Source organism: Prosthecochloris marina (assembly GCF_003182595.1).
In the GTDB taxonomy this organism is placed as follows: domain Bacteria; phylum Bacteroidota; class Chlorobiia; order Chlorobiales; family Chlorobiaceae; genus Prosthecochloris; species Prosthecochloris marina.
On the sequence record NZ_PDNZ01000003.1, the window covers coordinates 364,077 to 387,984 of the forward strand.

Consider the following 23,908-nt stretch of genomic DNA (forward strand, 5'->3'; position numbering starts at 1 on the left):
GCTGAATTCTAAAGCGCTCATGAAACAAAGCTTCCTTGCCGTTTCTTTTTTGATCCTGCATACACTGACTGCCGTTGCCAGGCCTGTGCAGGATCAGCTGAACATGAAAATCGGGCAGATGATCATGGTTGGTTTTCGGGGAACAACCCTGCAGGAAGCACCGAATCTCAAAGAAGATATAACAGTGCGCAATCTGGGAGGAGTAGTTCTGTTCGATTACGACGTTCCGTCGAAATCACCCGGCAGAAATATCACTTCTCCACAGCAGTTGAAGAAACTGACAGACGAGCTGCAAGAGGCAGCGAAAACACCTCTTCTCATAGCTGTCGACCAGGAAGGCGGCAGAATAGCGAGACTGAAAACAAAATACGGGTTTCCCGAAAGCTCGTCGGCAAAGAAGCTCGGATTGCTCAATAATCCCGACAGCACCTACCATGCGGCATTGAAAATCGCGGAATCTCTTCAAAAAGCCGGAATCAACGTCAATTTTTCCCCTGTAGTCGATCTTGACAGCAACTCTGAAAATCCGGTCATCGGCTCTCTGGAAAGAAGTTTTTCAGCCGACCCCGACATCGTGACGTCACAGGCCGCCACAACAGTCAGAGCACTGCATACGAAAAAAATCATTGCAACTCTCAAACATTTTCCCGGCCATGGCAGCTCGACAACCGATACCCACAAGGACTTCACCGACATAACCGAAAGCTGGAACAAAACCGAGCTCGAGCCTTACAGGAAGCTCATCGATCATGGTTACAGCGACCTCGTCATGACAGCACACGTCTACAACGCCCGGCTCGACAGCATTTTTCCGGCAACGTTGTCAAAACCCGTCGTCACAGGACTGTTGCGCAACTCACTCGGGTTCAAAGGTCCGGTAATCAGTGACGACATGCAGATGAAAGCGGTTTCAGACCACTATAGCCTCGAAACAGCAATCCTGCAAGCCATCGATGCAGGTGTCGACATCCTGCTTTTTGCCAACAATTCAAGCTATGATCCCGGCATTGCCCGGAAAGCAATCTCGATCATTCACTCACTTGTCGAAAACGGAACAATACCGCCTGCGCGAATAGACAGTTCTTATCAGCGGATCTCGACACTGAAGCAACAATACTTGACTGTTTCCAAATGAAAACCCTTTATCTTGTCAGGCATGCAAAATCGAGCTGGGATAATGCAAACCTGGCTGACTTCGACCGCCCTCTCAATAAACGCGGGCAAAAAGCAGCGCCATTCATGGCAAAGCTGATGAGCGAAAACAACGTACAGGTCGACCGTATCATTTCCAGCCAGGCAAACCGTGCATTGACAACTGCGGAAACATTCTGTGAAGTTCTGGGGTATCCCCCTGAAAAGATCGAACAGCGTATTGAAATCTATGAAGGCGGGATCAATCAGATGCTGCAGATTGTCCGGGAAATTCCCGATAGCTGTTCTTCAGCCATGCTCTTCGGACACAATCCGACAATGACCTCCTTTGCGAACTTCATTTCCGGCGAACACCTTGAAAATATCGTCACCTGTGGAGTCGTCAGAATCGATCTGAAGACCGATTTTTGGCAGCAAACCTTGATGGATTCGGGTAAACTGGTATGGTACGAGTATCCGAAGAAATACCAGTAAACAACGCCTCGCCTGGCAGTCCTCGACCTGCGCCGTGGCAACTGCAGCCCCTTTACTCTTCCAGCTCCTTTTTCGGCTCTCTCGTCATCAAATCCAGAATGGCTTTTTCTGCCGGCTTGCCTTCAAAAAGCATCTCATACACCGCAACGGTTATCGGCATATCCACACCGAGCTTTTTGCTCAGGGCAACAACGGCTTTGGTGGTGGGAACCCCCTCCGCGACCATTTTCATATGGGTGACAACGTCATCGAGGCTCCGGCCTTTACCGATCTGCTCTCCAACATACCGATTTCTGCTGTGACGGCTCAAACAGGTGACAACCAGATCCCCTATCCCGGAAAGCCCGGATACGGTCATCGGATCACCTCCGAGACCGACAACAAGACGTGACATTTCGGCGAGTCCTCGCGTAATGATCGCGGCCTTGGCATTGTCGCCAAAACCAAGACCATCCGAGATCCCTGCCGCGATTGCAATAATGTTCTTTACCGAACCCGCCACTTCAACGCCGACGATATCTGTATTGACATACACCCTGAAGGCGCTCGTATGGAAAACATCCTGAACCTTCTTCGCCGTTTCAAGAGAGGATGATGCTGCGACAACCGTTGTTGGCTGCCTCTCCGAAACCTCTTCCGCATGACTCGGGCCATAGAGTACAGCAACCTTCTCAGGCAATATGGCTGGAAGCACGTCAAGCACAACTTCCGATAAACGCCGGCCTGTATCGAGCTCGATACCCTTGGCGACATTGACGATGATTGTTTCTTCAAGAGAGGATGCACGCAGCAATGAAAGTGTTTCACGCAACGCCTGCGACGGCACGGCCGTAATGATCATTCCTGCATCTTCGACAGCGCTGGAAATGTCTCCGGTTATATGAAGAGTATCGGGAAACAGGACACCAGGAAGGTATCGGAAATTCTTGCGAAAACGGTCGAGCTCAAGCGCAAACTCCTTGCGGTGCGCCCACAGATCGACAGAAAACCCTTTTTCTGCCAGCAACACAGCAAGCGTCGTTCCCCAGCTTCCAGCTCCTAATACGGCTATCTTCATCTGTTTCTCCCAACGCATAATGCATCAGGAACGCCCGTGGAAAGTAACCCGGTTTTCATTACCTGAAATGAGACGCCTGATATTTGTCCTGTGGGTGTAAATGATCGCAAAAGCGACAATAAGCCCGAAAATCAAAAGGTGATAATCAAGGCTGTCATGAATAAATACCCTGGTATTGAACATTTTGATATAGTAATCCAAACCCCCGCCAAGATCGAACAGGTATTTTCTCACAGCGATAATCAAAGGAAAAGCCACTGCAGCCAGCATGGAGGCAACCGAAACATACCGTGAAAAAAAGATAACAAGCAGGAAAATCCCAAGCACGATAAGTGTTGTCACAGGAGCGATAGCGAACATCATACCTGCAGCTGTGCTTACGCCCTTCCCTCCCTTGAAACCGGCAAATATGGTGAAGACATGACCGAAAACCGCACATAATCCGGCAATCAGCCGTAGCGCAATAGGGTTGATATCCGGAAGGGGTCCGAGAGGATGGGCTTCGAAAAATACCACGACGGATATTGCCGCAATCGCTCCCTTTACGATATCGAGAATGGTAACCGTCAATCCCGTCTTCCATCCGAGAACACGAAAAGCATTGGTCCCCCCGGCATTTCCGCTGCCGTAATCACGAATATCGATGCCTTTGAGCAGCTTACCGGCGATGATACTGGTAGGTATCGAGCCAATGAGGTAGCTCACGATCAGAATCACAATCAAAGTAAGCATAATAGTCCGGGTTATGTTCAACCCGTATCAAGCGTTAAAATTGTTGTTTACAAGCTGTATACGCAGCCTTCAGAGGATTAAAAACTCATAATCCGGAATCAAAAACACCGACAAGTATGTCATGCCCGAGTAACTTGGCCTATAATGTAAGCATTTTCATCCTTCGATTTCAAATCTGCCATTATGCGGTCTACCCCGTTTTTGGAAACAATCATAACCAAACCCAGGCCGAGATTGAATGTTCTGCGCATATCTTCCTCCGGGACTTTACCCTCTTTTCGAATGATGTCGAAAATCATCGGCTCAGGCCATGATGTCCATTCGATATCGAGAGAAAAACCTTCCGGGACAATCCGCATGGTATTTCCCATCAACCCGCCACCCGTAACGTGTGACATGCCATGCAGCTCATCAGCTCCAAGCAGTGATTCGACAACCGGGAGGTAGGAACGGTGAACGTTCAACAGTTCATCGCCGATCGTACCTTCGAGACCATCACAGGTATTCTGAAGCTTGCCTTTCAAAACTTCCCTTGCAAGAGAGTAGCCATTCGTATGCAAACCGGTTGAAGGAAGACCGATCATCACATCTCCTTCCGATATTGCCGTCCCGTTGATAATCTTGCCACGGTCGACAACACCGACAATCGTTCCGGCTAGATCAAAATCCTCCTCGGCATAAACCCCCGGCATTTCAGCAGTCTCGCCACCGATCAGAGCGCAGGAATTTTCCCTGCATGCCCTCACCATTCCCTTGACAACATCCGCAGCCATCGATGGCATGAGCTTTCCACATGCATAGTAGTCGAGAAAAAACAGCGGTTTCGCCCCGCACACCAGAATATCATTCACACAATGATTGACCAGACACGCTCCAATAGTATCATATCTGCCCATTTCAGCCGCAACTTTCAGTTTCGTTCCAACTCCGTCGATGCTGCTGACGAGAACCGGCTCGCCATATCCAGAAAAATCCGGCTGAAAAAAACCGCCGAATGCTCCAATATCGGTCATGACTCCGCGGGTGAACGTCCGGCGAACATCGGGCTTGATCAATCGCACGAACTCCTCACCTGCACTGATATCGACTCCTGCCGTTTTATAATCCATATCCCTGATTTGATTTATTGGACACTTCTACGCATTCCGCAACGCAATTCTTTCGTTGATCCCGATTTATACTCAGGATTCCTGACTAAATAGAGGCCCCTTTTGTTTCAAGATAACACACTGCAAACTTTTCTGCCGAGAGACGAACAGAACCGGCTATCGTTTATTCGCCGGCGTTTCAAATATACCGCTGGTCTCGTTGCCTGAAAAAAACTCGTGATGGAGACTTTGAACCGCTTTCGAAACATCATCCCCCTCCACAACCAAACCAACATTGATTTCGGATGCACCTTGTGAAATCATTCTGATGTTGACGTCTTTCATGGCGCTAAAGATTCTGCCGGCCACACCTTTTGACGTTCTGAGATTATCACCGACAACGCTGATAGTTGCAACATTCGGTTCGATCTCAACGTCACCCATTTTTCTCAATTCAGCCAGAAGTTCTTCAAGCTGAACAGATTCATTCACCGTCAGGGAAACGGAGACCTCACTTGTCGAAATCATTTCAACCGAAACCCCTGTACGAGCGAACACCTCGAAAATCTTCGCCATAAAACCGTGCCGGCCGAGCATTCGGTTGGAACGGAAATTAATGATGCACTGGCCTTTTTTTACCGCTATGGATTTAACCAGTCCGCCATAGCTCATACCTTCGAGGGTTACCGGATTATTGGTAATAACGGTTCCCTTCGCTTCCGGATGCAGTGAATTGAGCACAAAAACAGGAATATTCTGCTTCACTGCAGGAGCAATCGTATCGGGATGCAGAACCTTGGCTCCAAGATAGGAAAGTTCCGCCGCCTCGGTAAACGTCATCACCCTGATGCTTCTTGCATCAGGAATAATCCTCGGATCACAGGTCATCACGCCATCCACATCTGTCCATATCTGTATCTCGTTCGACGGAAGCCACGCCCCGAGAAGTGCAGCGGTAAAATCCGAACCTCCCCTGCCGAGCGTCGTTGTTTTTCCATCTTTTGTAGATCCGATAAACCCCTGAGTTATAACAACCTTACCTTCTTCAAGCAGCGGTTTGACCGCTTTTTTTACATTTGTCTCGCAAAGGCTCTCCAGCGGACGTGCAGCGCTGAAATTATCATCGGTTATCATCACCTCACGTATATCCAGCCAAACCGCTTCATAGCCGGCCTCCTGCATCGCCTCGCTGAAAATGGTAGTGGAAAGCAGCTCGCCGAATGAGCAAAACGTGTCGAAAGATCGCGCAGTCAACTCACCGACAATATCGACTCCTTTAATAAGCACGTCGAGCTCGGCAACATATGCATCCACTTTCTCAAGCAGAGATTTGCGACGTGTATCGTTGTTTATCAAAAAATCAACCAAATCATGATGGTGCTCTCGCACTTCACCGGAAAGCGCCATCGCTTCTTCAAGGCAGCTTTCACCGGCCTTCTCGGCAATCCGAATCAGCTTGTTGGTAATTCCGCTACATGCGCTGAGCACGACAAGCGGCACGTCTCTATTTTTTTCTGCGGCAACAATTTCCATTGCCCGCTTCATGGCGGGAGCCGTTCCGATCGACGTCCCCCCAAATTTCATTACAGCCATGACAGTTATTATCTTTCTATGGTGATCTCTTGATTTCAGGCCTTATGCTTGCCTGTAAATTACCGGTTCAACAACCGTTTCCCTTGTTAAACAGACCTATAACATACATGCAGAACAAAACATGCAGAAAAAGCAGTTCCTGCCCGCAAAACTTCAAGGACCAACGGTACCTGATTCGCTGCCTGCTTGTATGCACTGCGCTGTTTTCATGTGGCTGTGCAAGCAGCTATTCATCTCAAGGCGTTAAATATAGCGGAAAAAACACAAAAATATATACCCCTCTGCCAATCCGAGTCCATGAAGACAAACTTGTGCAAATGCTTGAAACCATAAGCAATCTCCTTGGCACAGGCTATCATTACGGAGGAGAATCGATCAGAGGATTCGACTGCTCCGGTTTCGTACAATATATCTACAAAGACACCTTCAAAGCTCATCTTCCACGTACATCCCGGCAACTTTCAAAAATCGGGGCAAAAATATCACCAGAAAAACTCAAAAGGGGCGACCTGGTTTTTTTCAGGCTCAACAGCAGCCAAATCGACCATGTCGGAATTTACCTCGACCGAAATCTTTTCGCACATGCTTCATCCAGCAGGGGGGTAACTATGGGAAACCTCGATAATAGATATTATAAGAAACGTTTCGTCAAAGCCGTGCGCCTGCTGGAAATTACGGCATCCTCCCGACAGTAGACATGTACAATGATCGATCGCCATGCTATACTATGCCGGATTAAGCTGTATATTGGCGCAAAAAAGCGGCGACAAGCCAAACATTGTTGACTTATGTAAAAGACTATGGCAACTTCACACGATTATATAGAACTGGCCTTCTCTCTTCCCCCTGAACTGATTGAACCATGCCTGGGACTGTTGTCCGGCGAAGGAATCGAATATTTCCAGGAGGAACAAAACAAGCTTTACGCCTATCTTCCGGACTCTTTGTGGTCGGAGGAGAAAAAGCAGGACATCATGAAAACCCTTGCCGCTTCGTTCGGCTCGGTCCCACCGTTCACCCTCAAACACATGGCGGACAGAAACTGGAACGCCGAATGGGAAGCACATCTTCAACCAATCGAAATATCCGACCGCCTCCTCATCGTCCAGCAAAACAAAGACCGCGTCCCAAAACCCGGACAAACCGTGATTGAAATCAACCCAAAAATGTCTTTTGGCACCGGATATCATGCAACCACACGGCTTATGCTCCGCCAGATCGAAAACATCGATCTTGAAAACAAGCGTATTCTCGATATAGGAACCGGTACCGGCGTCCTCGCCATTGCATGCAGAAAGCTCGGCAACAACCGGCCGATACGTGCTGTCGACAATAATGACTGGGCAGTCGAAAACGCTCGTGAAAACATCAAGGAAAACCTTGTGGAAAACATCAGAGTCGACATGCTCGACGCAGAAGACGACTTGGACGCCATCCTCGAGGAACGGTATGACCTCATACTTGCAAACATCAACCGTAACGTCATCGACAGAATTCTGCCGGCAATAAAAAACAAGGCCCCCGATTGTCCGGTGCTTCTTTCCGGGATTATGACTTACGACGAGTCCTGGTTAAAAAAACTGCTTGAAAGGCTCGAGTACCGCATTGCCGACACCCTTTATGAAGATGAGTGGCTCTCCTGCCTTGCAGCACCGTCATCCTGAACCCATTTGCAAAAGTTATGAAACGTGCATCATTTATCGATATAGGAACCAATACAGCGCTGCTGCTCATTGCAGACTTGGACCCGGTCAACAACAGGATAATACCCGTCCTGCACCGCCAGACCATCGTTAGGCTCGGAAAAAACGTCGATGAACAGAAGATTATCGATCACGTCGCGATGCAGCGTCTTATCCAATGCTTGCTTGATTTCAAGGAGCTGAGCAAAGAACATAAAGCAGAACGCATTGTCGCGGCGGGAACAAGTGCCCTTCGTGATGCAAAAAACCGCATGGAGATCATCGACGAGGTTGTCATGGCAAGCGGTATCGTCATCAAAACCTTGAGCGGAGAAGAGGAAGCGGCATTAACGTTCACCGGTGCGATAGCGGGCATGGAAAATGCGCCTGAACGATTTACCGTTATCGATATCGGCGGCGGCAGCACTGAAATATCCATGGGTGATATGGCCTGTTTAGATCAAAGCGTCAGCCTCGATATCGGCTCGGTAAGACTCACTGAACGGCTGTTTTCAGATCAACCACCTTCCGAAACGGAATTTTATGCCGCCAAAGAGGAAATCGACAGGATGTTTACAGGAAACCTTGAACCGTTTTTTGCCGGCAGGGAGCATGTTTTCGGAGTAGCCGGCACATTGACAACAATCGCAAAACTTGTTTCCGGGCAGAAAGAGTTCGACCCTGCAAAAATCCACAATTATCCACTCCACTACAACCAGGTCAGACAATTGCTCGAAGAACTGAAGTCATTGACCATCGAACAAATCATCGGCAGAGGAGTCCCTGAAGGCAGGGCGGATGTCATAACCATGGGAACACTCATCCTGCACCAGTTCATGAGGTTGCTCGGTGTACAGGAGATAACAGTGAGTATTCAAGGACTACGTTACGGTATGGCACTCAAGGAACTGCAGCAACTTCAAGGCGAAAATTCCAATATACTCTAAAACCGGTCGCTGCGAGACACTTCACCCTGCAACTCTCGCCTACCCGGCAGTTTTTCACAACAAATGCAAACAGGTCCGAGAAAAGCATTACGGGTAAAAAAAAGAAATAATTGATCGCTTTCTCCAAGGCGGAACTTTCGCCGTATCTCTTCAGGTGACAAAGGAAAATCACGCCGCTGGATGCTCGCTGCAGCGATTCGGGCATTTTTGAGAAAACGCCGGAATGTTTTCGGACTGTAGGCAAGGAACTCTTTGACTCTGAACATCCTGCCGGGAAAAGAAACGATCTCCCTATCCGATGTAAGATAATCAACCCTGGGATTGATGTAGAGCATTTGGTGCTTCTGCGCCAGAACATCTGTCAGACGGGCCTTGATGATTGCAGGGTCGGGCTCATAGAAATATTCTCCGATATCGAAGGTGACGCCATTCCTCTCGGCCGCGCCCTCCTGGCCGGCAACAACCGTTTCAACTCCCTGCTGCAGGCATACCGCGGCCACAGCCACTCCTGAAATATCCTGCTTTTTATCCCTTTCGCAGATAAGCACAACCTCTTTGCACTCCCGATCGACCGAAATGACGATGACCCGTGAAAGCGATGGCAACGTTTCATGAAGCGAGCTGATTTCAAGTGCAGGAGATGCTTTAACGCAAACCTTTCCCGCCTTTTGCAACAGCAGATCGTGTAGCATGACCACATTCGGCTGCGCTGCGTCAAGAGCTACCGAACGTCTCCCTTTTTCACGCCTTGCAGGATCGAGATATATCAAGTCGAAGCTATCATCAGCGCTTGCTTCAAGCAGCTCAACGCTATCGCCCGAAATGACACGGATGTTACCGATACCGAGTTCCCTGAAATTATGAACAGCCATCGTTGCAAGCACCTCATCTCGTTCGACATAGACAACTTCCTCGAACCGGTCTGCGAAAAAGATGCTGTCGATACCGAGCCCTCCGGTCATGTCCAGCATTCTTTTTCCCGCCATTCCATCCAGGGCCGATTTGTAACGTGCCGTCTTTTCACCGGAAGCCTGTTCGAGGGACAGTGTCGTATAGAGAAGATCGTAACATACCAGCTTCGGCAGTTTTTTTGCGGCCTTGCGCCTGCACGCGATCTGTTCCGCGACAGCCCTGACCGGCATGTTGACGGCCCCATGATATTTCAATGCAAAAGCTGAAGGATCCTCTTCGACGTGTACATCTATCAGCCTCCTTATGTCAGGGTCGAAAAGTTTCTGTAATTCTTCCTCAGTCATCAGTCATTTAAATTATTCAGCAATAATACGTCTTCTTTAACCATAAATTCATATATTCCAAAAGTATGTACCACGGCAGTACCCTTGATAGCTTCCTTCAAAAAAAAGAAAACACCCTCATGAAAAAAATACCTTTTCTTTTTATCGTAATGGCTGTCTTGTTGATCGGCGTCAGCGCGGCGCTGCCGGTCAAACAAGCTTCTGCAGAAAGCTTTTCCTTTTGCGGCGCCTCTGGTGGAACCGGCGGCAAAAAATATACCGACAGCCAAACCCAAGGCCTGACTGTCACAGAGGTTCGTGTATGGCACGGCAGCCGTATCGATGCCATACAGTTTGTCTATAAAAACAAACAAGGTGGTAAAATAGAAGGCACGAAGCATGGCGGAAATGGTGGCACACTCAGTACGTTCATGTTACAGCCCGGTGAAACAATCGTCAAAATCAGTGGCAAACACGGAACAGTCATCGATTCGATGCAACTATGGACCAGTAATGGTCGTACGACGCAATCTTGGGGAGGCTCCGGCGGTTCGGTCGAGTATACCTATAGCGCGCCACCCGGATCGAGCATTTTCGGGCTGTTCGGGCGTGCCGGAACTAATATCGACGCTCTCGGCGTCATCCTCCTTACAAAGTAACAAGAGAGCGATACAAGCCCGGGGATGAACAGCCTCGGGCTCTATCCGTGAAATCAAAAACAGCTATTTCACAGGGCAGTTTGATATCTCCTTTCTTGTCATCCTCGGGCAAGCAGAGCGCGACCCGGGGATCCATAGGTTTTCCTGCCTTTGTCTGTGGATGCCGGATCAAGTCCGGCATGACTTTTTGAGAGAGTTGATCCCCCTGAAACCCGAGCATCTACTTCACAGTGCAACATGACTTTGAAGAGTGGAGCTGCAGTACTCTTCCTTTGGCGTACGGCTTTTATCACTGCCGTAAAGGCTTGATATCAAGACGTTTCAGAAGCCATCTCATCGATCGAATGCAACTCGCGACGCAGAAGTTTGCCGATTGGTGATTTTGGCAACTCATCGACAAATACCACGGCTTTCGGCACCTTGAAAACAGCAAGCTCCTTACGGCACCATTCTCTCAACTCTTCTTTTGTTACCTGCCGCCCGTCTCTCAGAACAACCCATGCCTTGACAGCTTCGCCCTTGTAGTCATCAAACACACCGCTTACACCGGCATCCAGAACACTGGGATGACTACAGATAACCCGCTCGACTTCGCTCGGCCAAACCTGAAATCCACCCGGTTTTATCACATCTTTTTTGCGATCGACAATATAGAGATACCCCTCGTTATCGAGATAGCCTATATCTCCCGTGTATAACCAGCCATTACGAAGCACTGCCGCTGTCTCTTCCGGACGACGCCAGTAACCTTTCATGAGTTGTGGCGCACAAATCACGACTTCTCCAGTCTCGCCAACCGGCAACTCTGTTTTTTCATCCTGATCATCGAGAATTTTAACGACAACGTCAGAAGCGGGAATACCTGTCGCCCCGTCTTTTTTAAGTCCGAAAACCGGTTCCAGCACCGTTGCGACAGTTGCTTCCGTAAGGCTGTACGCATTGATAAATTGTCCGCCTGTCAGCTGCTCAACCCTTTCCCTGATGCCTGGGGCAAGGGGCCCTGCACTTGAAACACACACTTTCAGGCAGCCAAACATGCTTTTTTCAGCCAAAACCGCTGAATGACGGAGCATGGCATTGAAAAAAGTAGGAACTCCGGGAAGCAATGCCGGTTTCAGACTCCTGATCGTATCGAAAAGATCATCCATATTCCTTGGATCAGCGAGCAAAGCCATCGGATGCCGCCCGACAAACCCTGTCGCCATGACACCTACCTGGGCATATGCATGAGAGAGCGGCATATTGAGGATGAAAATATCCTTGCCTTTTACCAGAGCGTTGTCGAACCATGCCGATATCTGCATACCGGTCATCACAAGAGAATCATGGGTACTCACAGCACATTTAGGCTTTCCGGTCGTTCCTCCGGAAAAGAGAAAAAGAGCCGTATCGCCAGGCAAAGGAGAAGGTTGCCGAGGTTTTTTTCCCAGATTTCGCCGAATCATCTCGGAAAAAAGCAAGTCAGGCGATTCCACACGAACTCCATGCCCTTCCTTTTTTTCTCTCAGAAGGGTGAACAATAATTTTTTTACCGGTGGCAAATACTCCTTGATGCCGGTTGCGATAATCCGACGAAGCATGGTCTTCGACTGAATAGCCTTCACTTTCCCGTAAAACAGTGCAAGCACGACAGCGATTTCAGCCCCGCATTCATTCAACGCAAACTCCAGTTCATGACCTGTATAGAGGGGATTCAGCGGAACGACCACAGCTCCTGCCTTCCATATCCCGAGCTCAGAAACAATCATCTGAGGCACATTCGGCATAAGCAGCGCAATGCTGTCGCCTTTTCGCACCCCTGCCTCCGCAAGCGCGAACGCAAAGGCATCGCTCTGCCTCTCCAGGTCACAATAGTTCAGCTTCGAGCCCTTGAAAAAAAGTGCCGGACTTTCGGGAATCTCCCTGGCGGTTTTTCCGACTATATCCACAAGAGTTCGCACAGGATACGGCCTGAGCGAATGTGGAACGCCCTTGTCATAATGATCACACCATGATTGAACAGCCATTGTTGTAGGTACAAAGAAAAGTGGGGGAATACCTCGTGGCTATGCTACTATATTGTAAGGTAAGAAAAAACAATAACTTTCTTACTTTTCAAAGAAAGATATCATCCGTTTTTGAACAGGGTTTGCGCAACCACATCACACACTGCACCGGTCAGGGTGTTCAGTTCCTGGTCGGAGACGATATAGGGAGGCATGAGGTAGACCAGTTTTCCAAAAGGACGCACCCAGACCCCTCTCTCAACAAAAAGCTTCTGAACAGCCGCCATATCGACAGGCCGTTCAAGTTCGACGACGCCGATCGCTCCGAGAACACGAACGTCGACAACCCCACAAAGTTTACTACATGGTTGCAGACCGGCGGCAAGCCTTTTTTCGATATTCCGAATCTTGTGTTCCCATTCCATACTGGAAAGCAGATCGATGCTTGCCACCGCGACGGAGCACGCCAGCGGGTTCGCCATGAACGTCGGACCATGCATAAACACTCCTGGATCAGCCCCGGAGATCACCGACGCAACGTTATCGGTTGCGAGCGTTGCAGCAAGAGTCATATACCCCCCGGTAAGCGCTTTACCCAAACAAAGAATGTCAGGAACAACTCCGGCATGTTCAAGGGCGAACATTTTACCTGTCCTTGCAAAACCAGTGGCTATTTCATCGAAGATCAGAAGCACACCATAGAGTTCACAGAGCTTTCGTAACTTGCGGAGATAGTCGGGCGAGTAGAATCTCATGCCCCCCGCCCCCTGCACGACCGGCTCGAGAATCACCGCCGCAATCTCTCGATGGTGCTTTTCGAACTTCTGCCTTACATCCTCGATACAGTCGTCACTGCAGAATTCATGAAATCCGCACATGGGTGCTTCGGCAAAAATCTGCTCGGGAAGCACCCGGCTGAAAAGGCCGTGCATACCGGTAACCGGATCACAGACAGACATTGCAGCAAAGGTATCGCCGTGATACCCTGACCTGACCGTTAAAAGACGATGTTTTTCCGGTCGGCCCGCAGCCTGATGGTATTGCAGCGCCATCTTTATTGCAACCTCGACGGCAACCGATCCGGAATCACTGAAAAACACTTTCTGCAGGGAATCGGGGGTCATGCCGACAAGCCGTTCTGCAAGCTGTAGCGCCGGTGCATGGGTAAATCCTCCGAACATCACATGACTCATGTTCTGCAGTTGTCGTTCCACCGCCTTGTTCAGCACCGGGTGATTGTAACCGTGAATGGCAGCCCACCAGGAGGACATCCCATCGATAAGACGCACCCCGGTCTCCAGTTCAATGTAGGTCCCCGACGCCCCCTTCACAGGATACACCGGAAGAGGATCGCGCATCGACGTATAGGGATGCCAGATGTGCTCCCTGTCGAAATCAAGATTCATCGAACACCTTCAATAGATCCATGTTCATAAGTTTCCAGCCACTCATTTCCATGTCCGGCAGTTCAACAACCGGGCAGGAATAACCGTACTTTTCAAGAAAGCTTCGAAGCACCTCAAGTGTATCACTGGCAATAACACCGTCGCTGCCACCGGCATGATTGTAAATCAGCCCGCAAAGCCGCAATCCTCTTTTCCTGCAAGCTTCGATTGAAAGCAAGGTATGATTGATGCTGCCAAGCCGGGATGACGTAACAAGTATGAGAGGGTATGATCGCTCCTGAAGAAAATCGGCAAACAGCAATGCCTCGTTCAACGGCACTAGCAACCCCCCTGCACCCTCCAGTAAAACAATATCGTATCTTGCCTGCAGCCGACGTGTCGCATCATCTATCACCGACACATCGATCACCTGTTTTTCCATTGCCGCTGAAAGGTGAGGAGACGCCGGATACCGAAACAGATAAGAACATGTTGTTCCGTCAAGATCGGCTTCGCACAAATCAATCCCCATGATTTCACGATGTCTGAAAATATCAGATGAAACGCCTTCACCACCTGTCTCGACTGGTTTTTGCGTTATGACGTTTCTACCTCGTTCACGAAGAGTACGCGCAAGAAGACCGGTTGCAGCCGTTTTACCCACACCGGTATCAATCCCCGTTATTGCAATGACTTTGCCAGGCACCTGTTTTTGTCGGTTGAATCGTTGAGTTACTCAACGGTTATGTAAAAAGCCTACGTGTAGCCGAAAAGCACGTTCTTCCATTGTAAATATTGACGTCACGCTCATTTTCTCCGAAAAACACAAAACAACGGATGATAGGTAAGATGTACTCCGGATCCCGAAGGAAACGACGAACGGTAACGCTCGACAAAGCTGCGGTGACGTGTTTTCGTCCATCTCTCACGGGCAAGACCATTAACCCCAGTACGGCTTATGTGACGTAGCACCTCTTCAGGGCTCCTGAAATCGAGCTTGCGCACATCTTCATGCAGAACCAATGGCCTGAACCAGGGCCGGGCCATTTTTTCCTGCTCGGCAAGAGAATGGTAGCTGAGCGTATGCGCCTCAAGCGAACTGACCTCGAGCATGTTTCTTCGCCCGAAAGTACTGAACGCAAGAAGCCCATCCGGCCTGATAATCTCGGACATTCTCAAGAAAAATGAGGGCATATCTGTAAGCCACTGAACGGTTGCGTTCGATGCTGCAAGATCGACGGTATCGGGTAGACGTTCACACTCCTCGATATCCGCCGCTATGAAAGAGAACTCCCGTACACCATGATTCAAAACGATCCTGCGGACCAGCTCACGGCTTTCGCCTACCAGATCGTTTGCCACATAACGCATTGCATCACAACGACTGAGCAATGCTTCGGTAAACGCTCCTGAACCCGAACCTATCTCCAGAACACGCCCGAACAGCGGTGGTTTTTTATTGCCACAAATCAATTCGGCCAACTCGCATGCCATGCTTTCCTGAATGATCGCATGTCGGCGATACTCTTTCAGGCGTCTGGCAAACCGCTGCCTGACAAGCTCTTTGTTCACCGCTCCATGCATGTACACACCCTTTGCCAGTTGCTGAAATCGAAGAACGGAAAGTGGGCCATTTCGTCCACCACCGTATGCTTTATCCCACGCCACGCAAATGCCTGGGCTACCGGTGGAAAAATCATATCACGCCCGCCGATCAACGCCTCCGTATAGCTCCATGATGGTACGCCCCCTTCTTCAACATTCTTCTCGACGCTCTGCAGAATCAACGCGAGCTCCTCTCTTTGATCGGAAGCAGTACGTAGAGGAGCAATATCGAGAAACCGTTCGAACAAAGAGGCTTTACCACCGCACATCCGCCTCATGAACCGTTTTCTGTTCCCTTCATCATAGTTATCGAGCGTTGCCCGAAAAATATCGGGCGGAATTCCTTCATCGCTGCTTACCGGATTCACGGTGCCGTTTATCGCCAATGCCCGGTCAATCCCGTGTAATCCCGCCCGGGATGCCGCCCACACCCCGAGGGACCATGCCACAACCATCCGTTCATCATACCCGGCAACCGTACCGAGCACATCTGCAGGCAGAACTGTCGAACGATAATCATAGCAAAGCAAAATATCACTGTCGAACCCGGAAGTATTGGACTGGAGATAATCGGCAATCCGGCTGTCCATCCCCCATCCGTTGAAAAAAATCAGGAGCCGGCTATATCCTTTTCTTTGTATCCAATGAGTAATCATATCGTTCAGTGGCAGGTAGCGTGTAACCGTTTTTTATAAAATGATCAACGTACGGCATGCAATATCTCCGGAATACCGGATACACCCTCCCATCCGATGTCCGCCCGGAGAGAAAACCGTATTCTCGCAGTATTCTCAGGTACCGTTGGAGGACGAACCGGCAGCGCGAGAATTCCTGCGTCACGCAACGCCGACGCCGTTCGAACAGCACTGCTGTTCGAACCCACGATAACCGGCACAATCTGACTTTCACCGGCGGTGCGCATTCCTTTTTCTTTCAATGCATCACGTAACCGTACGCCAAGAAAATGCAAATGACTTCGCTCTGCAACCTTCGTTCGTTGATGTTCCAGCACCATTTTACTCCACCCGAGAACCACCGGTGGGAGGGCTGTGGTAAAAATCAGGGGACGCATGGTATTGATAAGGTAATCACGGACCACACCGTCCATGATACCGTAGGCACCGGTAGAAGCAAACGCCTTGCCGAATGTCCCAACAATGATGTCGATGGAACCGGTGAGCCCCGATATTTCGCACAACCCCTGCCCCGTCTCACCAAATGTCCCGACACCGTGTGCTTCGTCGACAATCAGGAAGGCATCATACCGTTCACGGAGTTCACAAAGCTTTTTCAGGTCGGCCAGATCACCGTCCATGCTGAAAACCGATTCGCTGACGATAAACAACTGGCGGTATTTTTCACGGCCCTGATCAAGCAACATTTCGAGATGATCGTAATCAAGGTGACGGAATCGTTTGAAATCCGCATCAGCGATCCTGCATCCGTCGATGATGCTGGCATGGTTCAGTTTATCACTGAGGATCAGATCATGCCGCGTCGTCAAAGCGGGAAGTATACCGATATTTGCATGATAACCGCTGTTGAACACCAGTGCGGCTGATCTGCCGTACCAGGCCGCAAGATACTCTTCCAGCTCTTCGTAGAGCCGGTGGTTCCCTGTGAGCAGACGTGAGGATGAACTGGCCAGGCCGAACCGGTCGTCATTGTTCAGCGGATCGAACGAAAGAAGGTACTCTCGCCGAAGCTTCCCGTCATCACCAATACCGAGGTAATCGTTCGAGGAAAGGTTCAGGGCACTCCGTCCTCCTGATTCGATGGATGCTCCCCGGCGTTCCCCTGTTTCGGGAAACATTCTGAAACACTGTCGCCCCCTGAGCATTTCAAGCTCTTTTTGCATATGCTCTTTCAGGCTCATGAATCCGTACTCCCCATGAAACCTGAAAGCTGCTGCGTGAGCGTCCTGTCATCCTCGACCCTTCGTCCCCTCGTTGTCAGGTATCCTCCGGTAAGCAATCCGTTCGCCCCTGCAAGCATCAACAGACCCTGGAAATCTTTCATCACCGTCTCACGCCCGGCTGCAAACTTGATGATTTTTCGGGGATGAGCAAGCCTGCATAGCGCGAACGTTGTAACAATATCGGTAACTGCCGGAGTCTCGACACCCTGTAGAGGAGTCCCGTCTATCGGTACGAGCACGTTGAGCGGAATAACCGCAATATCAAGCTCTTGCAGAGCATAGATAAAGTCAAGACGCTCACGCATTGTTTCACCAACCCCCAGTATCCCGCCACAGCACACCGATACGCCATACTTTCGGAGCAGTCGCACGGTTTCAAGACGCTCATCCAGAGAATGAGTGGTGGCAATGAGATCATCGTAACGATCAGGAGCAACCTGGATATTGATATTGTAGTGTGCAACATTATGCTCCGCGAGCACACGGACAGGTTCTTCACCGAGAACTCCGAGAGACGCACAAACATGTAGCCCGGGATACTCCTGCTGCAGCTGATCGATACTATCGACAATCTTCAGAAACTCCGGGTTGACCGTTCTGTAGCCGTAGCCGCTGGTAACGATCCCGAAAAACCTGACGCCTTCCTTATAAACGTTACCGGCAGATTCCAGAATATGCGTGGCATCAAGCAATGGATATTGCTCCACGTCCGCACTGTTGTGCAATGATTGTGCACAAAAGCGGCAGTTTTCGGCACAAACACCGGATTTTGCATTGATGATGGAACAGCTATGCAAACAACCATCCGTCAGCATAGCATGACGGTTCTTTACCTTGTTTGCCAGTGACAAAAGATCTGGAACATCTTCTCCTGCAAGACATGCAAGCTCAATGGCAACGTCAAACGGAAGCGGCTCACCGGTCTCCAGAACACTGTAAGCTTTGAGTATGGATTCGTGTATAGGCGCCCTCATCTCTCGAACGTTTATAATGATCCTTTACACAAGCGGGCTTCACCTGAAGAAACTGCAATAACGGTCCCATCCTTTTCCTCGAGCAGCAGTTCACCCGTTCTGCTCATTCCCTGAACTCGCCCTGAAAGGGTATTCTTATAGTGTTCTACCTCGACGTCCCGGTTTTTCAGCCACGCATACCGTTCCAGATAGGGTAAAAAATCACGCAGATCCTCCGCTTCCTGCCACTCCTCATAAAGCGGCTCGAAATGGTTGAGTATGGACGAAAGGATATCGGACCGGGAATGCTCATAACCCGACTCGAGGAAGAGAGAGGTTGCAACGGCCTCTATTTCTCCCGGAATATCCTGAAGATTGACATTGATCCCTATCCCGACAATCACGAAATGCGTCATATCGGGTTCTGTCTCCATTTCACAGAGAATACCACAGACCTTCCGCCCGCTTATCAGTATATCATTTGGCCATTTGATCATTGACGAAACCCCTTCTACCGATGTCCCAAAAGCCCGATGGATTGCAGCAGCAGCAAGGAGAGGAATTTGTGAAAGCCTCACCGGAGGAACCGAAGGACGGAGAACAACCGAGAAATAAAGATTCGCTCCCGGAGGAGAAACCCAAACTCTGCCCATTCTACCACGACCGCCGGTCTGACAATCCGCAACGAAAACGCTCCCCTCAGGCGCTCCCTGACGAGCCAGGATTTTAGCCTGAACGTTTGTCGAATCCACCTCTTCGTGAAATACGAGATTCCTGCCGAATCTTTCTGTTCGAAGCAGAGGTTCAATTTCTTGTGAAACCGGAAGATCGGGACTGCCGTTCAACCGATACCCCTTGCCGGAAACCGCCTCGATGGTGTAACCGTTTTCACGCAACTGTGAAATATGCTTCCACACAGCACTTCGGGTCATACCATATTCACGGCACAACTCACCACCCGACAAAAAACCGTTCGATGCCCTGAGCCTATTGAGAATTTGCAAGGTCAGCTGGTTCATGAATTCGTCAGCGTATTCAAGTAAAAAAGCGCCGCGAGGGACGCCCGCCATTGTCAACCGGAATTTACGATCAAGTTGACAAGTTTGCAAGCAAACAAAAAAACCAAACACTGTGGTAATGGAGTTAAAAAAACTATTGATTTTCTAATTTCCTGAAGAGGAAAAAGCAACGTCCACAGACACAGAGAATGACAACCACCACACCGCATGAATATTCAGCAGGCACTTCAGCGCCATGACATAATCCTCACTGAAGCATCCATCATCGAATCACTACGACGATCAGGACAGGTAACGCTGCACCCTTACCTTGAAAATGCTCTCTTGATTTACGACACATCGGGCAAGGAGGCGTTACGAGCGCTTTTCCGGCGTTACCTCGAAATTGCCAGGAACCACGATGTTCCCATGATCGTCAGCACTCCAACATGGCGGGCAAACGAGGAACGGCTGTCGAAGTCCTGTATAACCCACAACGTCAATACCGACGCCGTAAGATTTCTCGAGGATATCAGAGCGACCTGGGGAACATGGTCTTCAAACATTTTCATCGGGGGTCTGGTCGGCTGTAAAAACGATGCCTACATCCCTGAAAAAGGTCTTTCGACAAACGAAGCACGGTTATTCCATTCCTGGCAAATCGATAAGCTCAGCGATGCGGGCACGGATTTACTTTTAGGCGCAACCTTACCCGCACTGCCAGAAGCGACGGGCATCGCCATGGCCATGTCTGAGACCCGGCTTCCCTTTATCATCAGTTTCGTTATCAACCGGCAAAGCACTCTTCTTGACGGCACCAGCCTGGAACTGGCGGTTCAAAGCATCGATGCAGCCTGTAACAGGCCGCCCCTCGGTTACATGATCAATTGTGCTTACCCATCGTTTCTCGAAGCGGACACCCTTTCTCAATCGGTTCTTTCCCGCATCATCGGCTACCAGGCTAATGCCTCGTCTTTCGATCACTGCGAGCTGGACGGTGCGAAAACACTTCGAACCAATCCTGTATCCGAGTGGGGAGACCTGATGGTAAGTTTGAATAAACGGTATGGCATAAAAATATTGGGGGGATGCTGCGGTACAAACCACGAGCATCTCGAATACATTGTTCGGAAGATAAACGCTTTATCCCCGCCTTGAGCATACAGGGCCCATAATCAGTCCGTCACCATCATTGTTTTGTCAGCCGAAGGATGCATGAACCCTTCCATTAACAGCTTCGGTTCAAACAGCGACGGTGATGACGACAGCCCTCACAGGATTTCCTGCAACTTCCTCGCCGAAAGCAACATCGTTGCGAATGCAAGGTCCTCGTTGGGTTCCTGTATGGTAAAATCCCCGAATCCCGCTTTGCCCAGAGCTTCTTTCAGGGTCTCTTTCGGAAGAGTGTGCGTCGGGTACCCCATGGCCCTGGTCATCAACTCCACCATGGCGAACGTCAAGCGGTTCTCCTCTGTAGTATATGACGAGATATGGCTGGAGACGAAATAACCTCCCGGTTTGAGCGAGGCGTTGACCTTTTTCAGAAAATCCACAAGAGTTCCCTTTGCACCGAACTCATAGAGAAAATGAGAACAGAAGAAAAGATCGAAACCGTCGTCCACCCAGCTGGACCCGGTAATATCGAAATCATGAAAGGTCACCCGTTCAAAATGCTCATCATCTCGTTTCACCTTTCTCGCTATAGCACACACCTCCGGAAGATCGTAGACATGAGCCTGTAAACCATCGTTTTCACGAAGCATGGCGAGGGAATAGTAACCGATGCTTCCTGCAATATCGCACATCCTCCTGGCACCACTGAAACCGGGAATGCTTTTCATGAAGGAGACAACCTCCTGTATCATCCCGGCTTTCGATACCTGCTCCATGGACAAGGCAGCCTCTTCCGACGCCCAGATCCTGTTGTTGAACGTCTTGACGTGATCGTGTCTCAACGCCTCTACGAGATTGTCGAACGGCCCGCGGCTACCGGAAAACCCTCGAAGAGCTCGTAATTGATTGACCTTCGAACTGCTGACAAGATAAGTCCCCGACATCGAAGTCAGTGTGTAGCAGCCATCCTGCACCGCAACAAGACCGACAGCCTCGAGTACATCCAGAAGCGCATCGAGCACATGGACATTCGCATTCAGCTCCTCAGCCAGCTTTTCCAGCAAAGAGGTGCCTGCCGACAGCACATCGAACAAACCAATTTCGGCAGCGCTATTTATTATCAAAGGGAGATAACTTTTATAGAGAAGATTGTTCAGCTGGCTATAAGGTGCCCGCACCTGTGACGCTGTTGGGCAAAACGCATCCATAAACGTATCCATAGTAACACCGATTGTAAGTTTATATCGAGCTTGTTCTAAAAGCATTCCTTTCAGCAGAAAACCCTAACGAAAACTATGTTAAACAGCACAACATGGCAATTATTTTTAATTAGTCAAAATTAAAAATAAGCACCGAACAATTAAAAATGAACGTCATGCTGATGGAGAAAAAAGAGAAATGTTATGGAAAAAGCAGTGAGCGCTCACCCTTTCGACTGCGCACCGGCACCCGAGACGAGCCGCTGTTTTTCATAACTTGCGCGATAGCGCTTCAATCCGTTGAAAATCCCTCTCGCAATGTTTTTCTGCACATCGGGGCGGCGGAGCATTTTTTCTTCTTCACGATTCGAGAGGTACCCCGCTTCGACCAGCAGGCTCGGCATTGAAGGAGTCCAGAGAACCATGAAACCCGCCTGGCGAACCCCCCTGCCGTTTATCTTTGTTTTTTTTTCCATTCCCTCGAGCACATGCCTCGCAGCCTCCTTGGACTGAAGGGTAAAAGCATTCTGCGCGAGACTGCTCATAATCATGTGTTCTTCACTGAATCCCTTGTATTTCTTCTGGTAGTCTTCTTCCTGCTTTATGGCAGCATTTTCAAGCATGGCGACCCTGAGAGCTGCCTGATTTTTGTGAGGACCGAGGATGTAAACCTCAGCCCCCTTCGCAGATCTATTTTTAGCTGCGTTACAATGAATACTGACAAAAAGCTTGCCGTCGTTTCGGTTCGCGATTTTCCCCCTTTGCTTGAGCGGTATGAACCTGTCGTCACTTCGCGTGTAAACAACCTTGATCTCGGGCCACTCTTTTTTAATAATTGCACCGAGATAGTGGACCAGTTTCAGCACGATATCTTTCTCTCGGGTTCCTGCCAGCCCAATAGCACCAGGATCTTTTCCGCCATGTCCGGCATCGAGCACTATGGTATCGAACTTCCATTTCTGCAAATCCTTTGCAAGCTCCTGTTTGATACGCTTTTCTTTTTCTGCCTGATAGACCGCCTGAACATCGATATCGCTCATAACAGAAATCACATAGGTATTTGTCCTTGGATCCCACTGATACTCGCTGGATTTAACATTGAAAAATTCGGTATTCAAGGCAATATTGATCTGCATGGCGCCTTTTCCCAGCGGGATCGCCCGGATTTCCTTTATGAGTCCCTGGCTGAACGTCCTGAATATGTCGGCCGGGTTCCCCTTGGCAGTTTCAAAAGTCAGTGATGCGTTCCCTGCTTTATCAGGCTTTATGAACGAAGCCGCGGTTTTCGCTCCCGACGCCTTTAAACGGATAACCACCCCGTTTGCGAGTTCATCGACCCTCATGCCGGTTATGGTCGTCGGCCCTTTGTATTGCGGCGAAGGGCCTCCTGCACTGATATAGCGATCCTGATCCCTGACAATCCCGATCCGGCTCTTTCCCGACCCAGGCTCCGCGCTCCATAAAAAAGCGTCGATCACGCCCTTGTTACGGTCATAGACAACCTGCCGGTCCAACCAGATGGAAAAAAAGCGTACCGCATCAACAGCTCGCAACCAGAGAGCCCCGTTTTTGAGAACAGGAGCGGAGCGCATATGTACGACTCGCTCGCCCACACTTGATTTTTCCGGTACAATACCCACAAAGTTACTGCCTTCGATAAAACGGCAAACCGATGTTGTCCCATCTCTTTCGAGGACAATTTTCAACTGGTTACCATCCTTTTTGCTGAGCAGTCGAAGAGCACGGGACATCGACTCCAGATTTACGTAAACCACCGCATCTGTCCGCAAAGCGCTGACATTGAAGGTATACCCCTGTTGAAAGCCTTTTACAGCATGCAGGGCAAGCTGTTCAGGTTTGGCGTTGTCCAGCGACACGGCGAATAACTTGCCAGGCATGGCAATGATAAGCAGCAGAACAAATAAAGCATGGTATCTGAGACGGCCGGCACATTCACTCACGGAAACTGCATTTTATTCTTAACGAGACAAGTTGGTTAGGAAATTATACTAAAAATTTCCATGCCAGCCACGGGGAACCTGCGAAGTCGACAGTGGGGTCTGTTCAGAAAACTGTGTAAACAGCCATTCTTCATAAAGGTACTCTTCCCTGGAATTTAATGGAAAGCTGATT

The 23,908-nt window shown here is 49.6% G+C and carries 22 protein-coding genes; 7 read left to right on the forward strand and 15 right to left on the reverse strand.

Features of this window, described 5'->3' with window-relative positions; translation table 11 throughout:
• Nucleotides 1–19: 19 nt before the first annotated feature.
• Complete coding sequence (locus tag CR164_RS05995; protein WP_110023011.1) at nucleotides 20–1,135, forward strand: glycoside hydrolase family 3 protein; 1,116 nt, start codon at nucleotides 20–22, stop codon at nucleotides 1,133–1,135.
• The gene (locus CR164_RS06000; protein ID WP_110023012.1) at nucleotides 1,132–1,626 is read left to right on the forward strand and encodes a SixA phosphatase family protein; all 495 of its coding nucleotides are present in this window, start codon (nucleotides 1,132–1,134) and stop codon (nucleotides 1,624–1,626) included. The genes CR164_RS05995 and CR164_RS06000 overlap by 4 nt, the downstream gene beginning before the upstream one ends.
• Nucleotides 1,627–1,678: 52 nt before the next feature.
• Here CR164_RS06000 and CR164_RS06005 read toward each other — a convergent pair whose 3' ends face one another.
• From CR164_RS06005 to lysC, 4 genes are all read right to left on the reverse strand, one after another.
• Nucleotides 1,679–2,683 (reverse strand): NAD(P)H-dependent glycerol-3-phosphate dehydrogenase, encoded by a 1,005-nt coding sequence (locus tag CR164_RS06005; protein WP_110023013.1) that lies wholly within the window; start codon nucleotides 2,681–2,683, stop codon nucleotides 1,679–1,681.
• Between the two features lie 24 nt (nucleotides 2,684–2,707).
• Complete coding sequence (gene plsY / locus CR164_RS06010) at nucleotides 2,708–3,415, reverse strand: glycerol-3-phosphate 1-O-acyltransferase PlsY (protein ID WP_110023014.1); 708 nt, start codon at nucleotides 3,413–3,415, stop codon at nucleotides 2,708–2,710.
• Nucleotides 3,416–3,534: 119 nt separating this feature from the next.
• Complete coding sequence (gene purM / locus CR164_RS06015; RefSeq protein WP_110023015.1) at nucleotides 3,535–4,524, reverse strand: phosphoribosylformylglycinamidine cyclo-ligase; 990 nt, start codon at nucleotides 4,522–4,524, stop codon at nucleotides 3,535–3,537.
• A 156-nt stretch (nucleotides 4,525–4,680) separates the two neighbouring features.
• The gene (lysC, locus tag CR164_RS06020) at nucleotides 4,681–6,096 is read right to left on the reverse strand and encodes a lysine-sensitive aspartokinase 3 (protein ID WP_110023016.1); all 1,416 of its coding nucleotides are present in this window, start codon (nucleotides 6,094–6,096) and stop codon (nucleotides 4,681–4,683) included.
• 107 nt (nucleotides 6,097–6,203) lie between these two features.
• Here lysC and CR164_RS06025 point away from each other — a divergent pair, with 107 nt between their 5' ends.
• The 3 genes from CR164_RS06025 (at nucleotide 6,204) to CR164_RS06035 (ending at nucleotide 8,725) form a co-directional block, all read left to right on the forward strand.
• Nucleotides 6,204–6,791, forward strand: coding sequence for a C40 family peptidase (locus CR164_RS06025; protein ID WP_110023017.1), 588 nt, complete (start codon nucleotides 6,204–6,206; stop codon nucleotides 6,789–6,791).
• Between the two features lie 105 nt (nucleotides 6,792–6,896).
• Entirely contained in the window at nucleotides 6,897–7,760 is an 864-nt protein-coding gene (prmA, locus tag CR164_RS06030; protein WP_110023018.1) for a 50S ribosomal protein L11 methyltransferase, read from the forward strand.
• Nucleotides 7,761–7,777: 17 nt separating this feature from the next.
• On the forward strand, nucleotides 7,778–8,725 hold the full coding sequence (locus CR164_RS06035; RefSeq protein WP_110023019.1) for a Ppx/GppA phosphatase family protein: 948 nt from the start codon (nucleotides 7,778–7,780) through the stop codon (nucleotides 8,723–8,725).
• Here the strand turns inward: CR164_RS06035 and CR164_RS06040 are convergent.
• Complete coding sequence (locus CR164_RS06040) at nucleotides 8,722–9,981, reverse strand: class I SAM-dependent methyltransferase (RefSeq protein WP_110023020.1); 1,260 nt, start codon at nucleotides 9,979–9,981, stop codon at nucleotides 8,722–8,724. The genes CR164_RS06035 and CR164_RS06040 overlap by 4 nt on opposite strands.
• 119 nt (nucleotides 9,982–10,100) lie before the next feature.
• On the opposite strand from CR164_RS06040, the gene CR164_RS06045 reads away from it, so the two are divergent.
• On the forward strand, nucleotides 10,101–10,619 hold the full coding sequence (locus tag CR164_RS06045) for a jacalin-like lectin (RefSeq protein ID WP_161953489.1): 519 nt from the start codon (nucleotides 10,101–10,103) through the stop codon (nucleotides 10,617–10,619).
• A 311-nt stretch (nucleotides 10,620–10,930) separates the two neighbouring features.
• On the opposite strand, the gene CR164_RS06055 is transcribed toward CR164_RS06045, so the two are convergent.
• The 8 genes from CR164_RS06055 to CR164_RS06090 all read right to left on the reverse strand — a co-directional run bounded on the left by CR164_RS06055 (nucleotide 10,931) and on the right by CR164_RS06090 (nucleotide 19,484).
• Nucleotides 10,931–12,625: an AMP-binding protein gene (locus CR164_RS06055; protein WP_110023023.1), complete on the reverse strand. Its 1,695-nt coding sequence runs from the start codon at nucleotides 12,623–12,625 to the stop codon at nucleotides 10,931–10,933.
• 101 nt (nucleotides 12,626–12,726) lie between these two features.
• Nucleotides 12,727–14,010, reverse strand: coding sequence for an adenosylmethionine--8-amino-7-oxononanoate transaminase (bioA, locus tag CR164_RS06060; RefSeq protein WP_110023024.1), 1,284 nt, complete (start codon nucleotides 14,008–14,010; stop codon nucleotides 12,727–12,729).
• The gene (bioD, locus tag CR164_RS06065; protein ID WP_110023025.1) at nucleotides 14,000–14,695 is read right to left on the reverse strand and encodes a dethiobiotin synthase; all 696 of its coding nucleotides are present in this window, start codon (nucleotides 14,693–14,695) and stop codon (nucleotides 14,000–14,002) included. Before bioD ends, bioA begins: the two co-directional genes overlap by 11 nt.
• 101 nt (nucleotides 14,696–14,796) lie before the next feature.
• A complete protein-coding gene (bioC, locus tag CR164_RS06070) occupies nucleotides 14,797–15,573 on the reverse strand; it encodes a malonyl-ACP O-methyltransferase BioC (RefSeq protein ID WP_110023026.1) in 777 nt (258 codons plus the stop codon).
• Nucleotides 15,558–16,250: a DUF452 family protein gene (locus CR164_RS06075; RefSeq protein ID WP_110023027.1), complete on the reverse strand. Its 693-nt coding sequence runs from the start codon at nucleotides 16,248–16,250 to the stop codon at nucleotides 15,558–15,560. The genes bioC and CR164_RS06075 overlap by 16 nt, the downstream gene beginning before the upstream one ends.
• Before the next feature lie 44 nt (nucleotides 16,251–16,294).
• Entirely contained in the window at nucleotides 16,295–17,452 is a 1,158-nt protein-coding gene (locus CR164_RS06080; RefSeq protein WP_239994477.1) for an aminotransferase class I/II-fold pyridoxal phosphate-dependent enzyme, read from the reverse strand.
• Between the two features lie 14 nt (nucleotides 17,453–17,466).
• The gene (bioB, locus tag CR164_RS06085) at nucleotides 17,467–18,486 is read right to left on the reverse strand and encodes a biotin synthase BioB (RefSeq protein ID WP_110023029.1); all 1,020 of its coding nucleotides are present in this window, start codon (nucleotides 18,484–18,486) and stop codon (nucleotides 17,467–17,469) included.
• Nucleotides 18,487–18,497: 11 nt separating this feature from the next.
• Nucleotides 18,498–19,484: a biotin--[acetyl-CoA-carboxylase] ligase gene (locus CR164_RS06090; protein WP_110023066.1), complete on the reverse strand. Its 987-nt coding sequence runs from the start codon at nucleotides 19,482–19,484 to the stop codon at nucleotides 18,498–18,500.
• 207 nt (nucleotides 19,485–19,691) lie between these two features.
• On the opposite strand from CR164_RS06090, the gene CR164_RS06095 reads away from it, so the two are divergent.
• Complete coding sequence (locus CR164_RS06095; RefSeq protein WP_110023030.1) at nucleotides 19,692–20,621, forward strand: homocysteine S-methyltransferase family protein; 930 nt, start codon at nucleotides 19,692–19,694, stop codon at nucleotides 20,619–20,621.
• A 113-nt stretch (nucleotides 20,622–20,734) separates the two neighbouring features.
• Here CR164_RS06095 and CR164_RS06100 read toward each other — a convergent pair whose 3' ends face one another.
• Nucleotides 20,735–21,796, reverse strand: a complete 1,062-nt coding sequence (locus CR164_RS06100; protein ID WP_161953490.1) for a methyltransferase family protein — start codon at nucleotides 21,794–21,796, stop codon at nucleotides 20,735–20,737.
• 203 nt (nucleotides 21,797–21,999) lie between these two features.
• Nucleotides 22,000–23,736, reverse strand: coding sequence for an N-acetylmuramoyl-L-alanine amidase family protein (locus CR164_RS06105; protein ID WP_239994478.1), 1,737 nt, complete (start codon nucleotides 23,734–23,736; stop codon nucleotides 22,000–22,002).
• Nucleotides 23,737–23,908 lie beyond the last annotated feature (172 nt).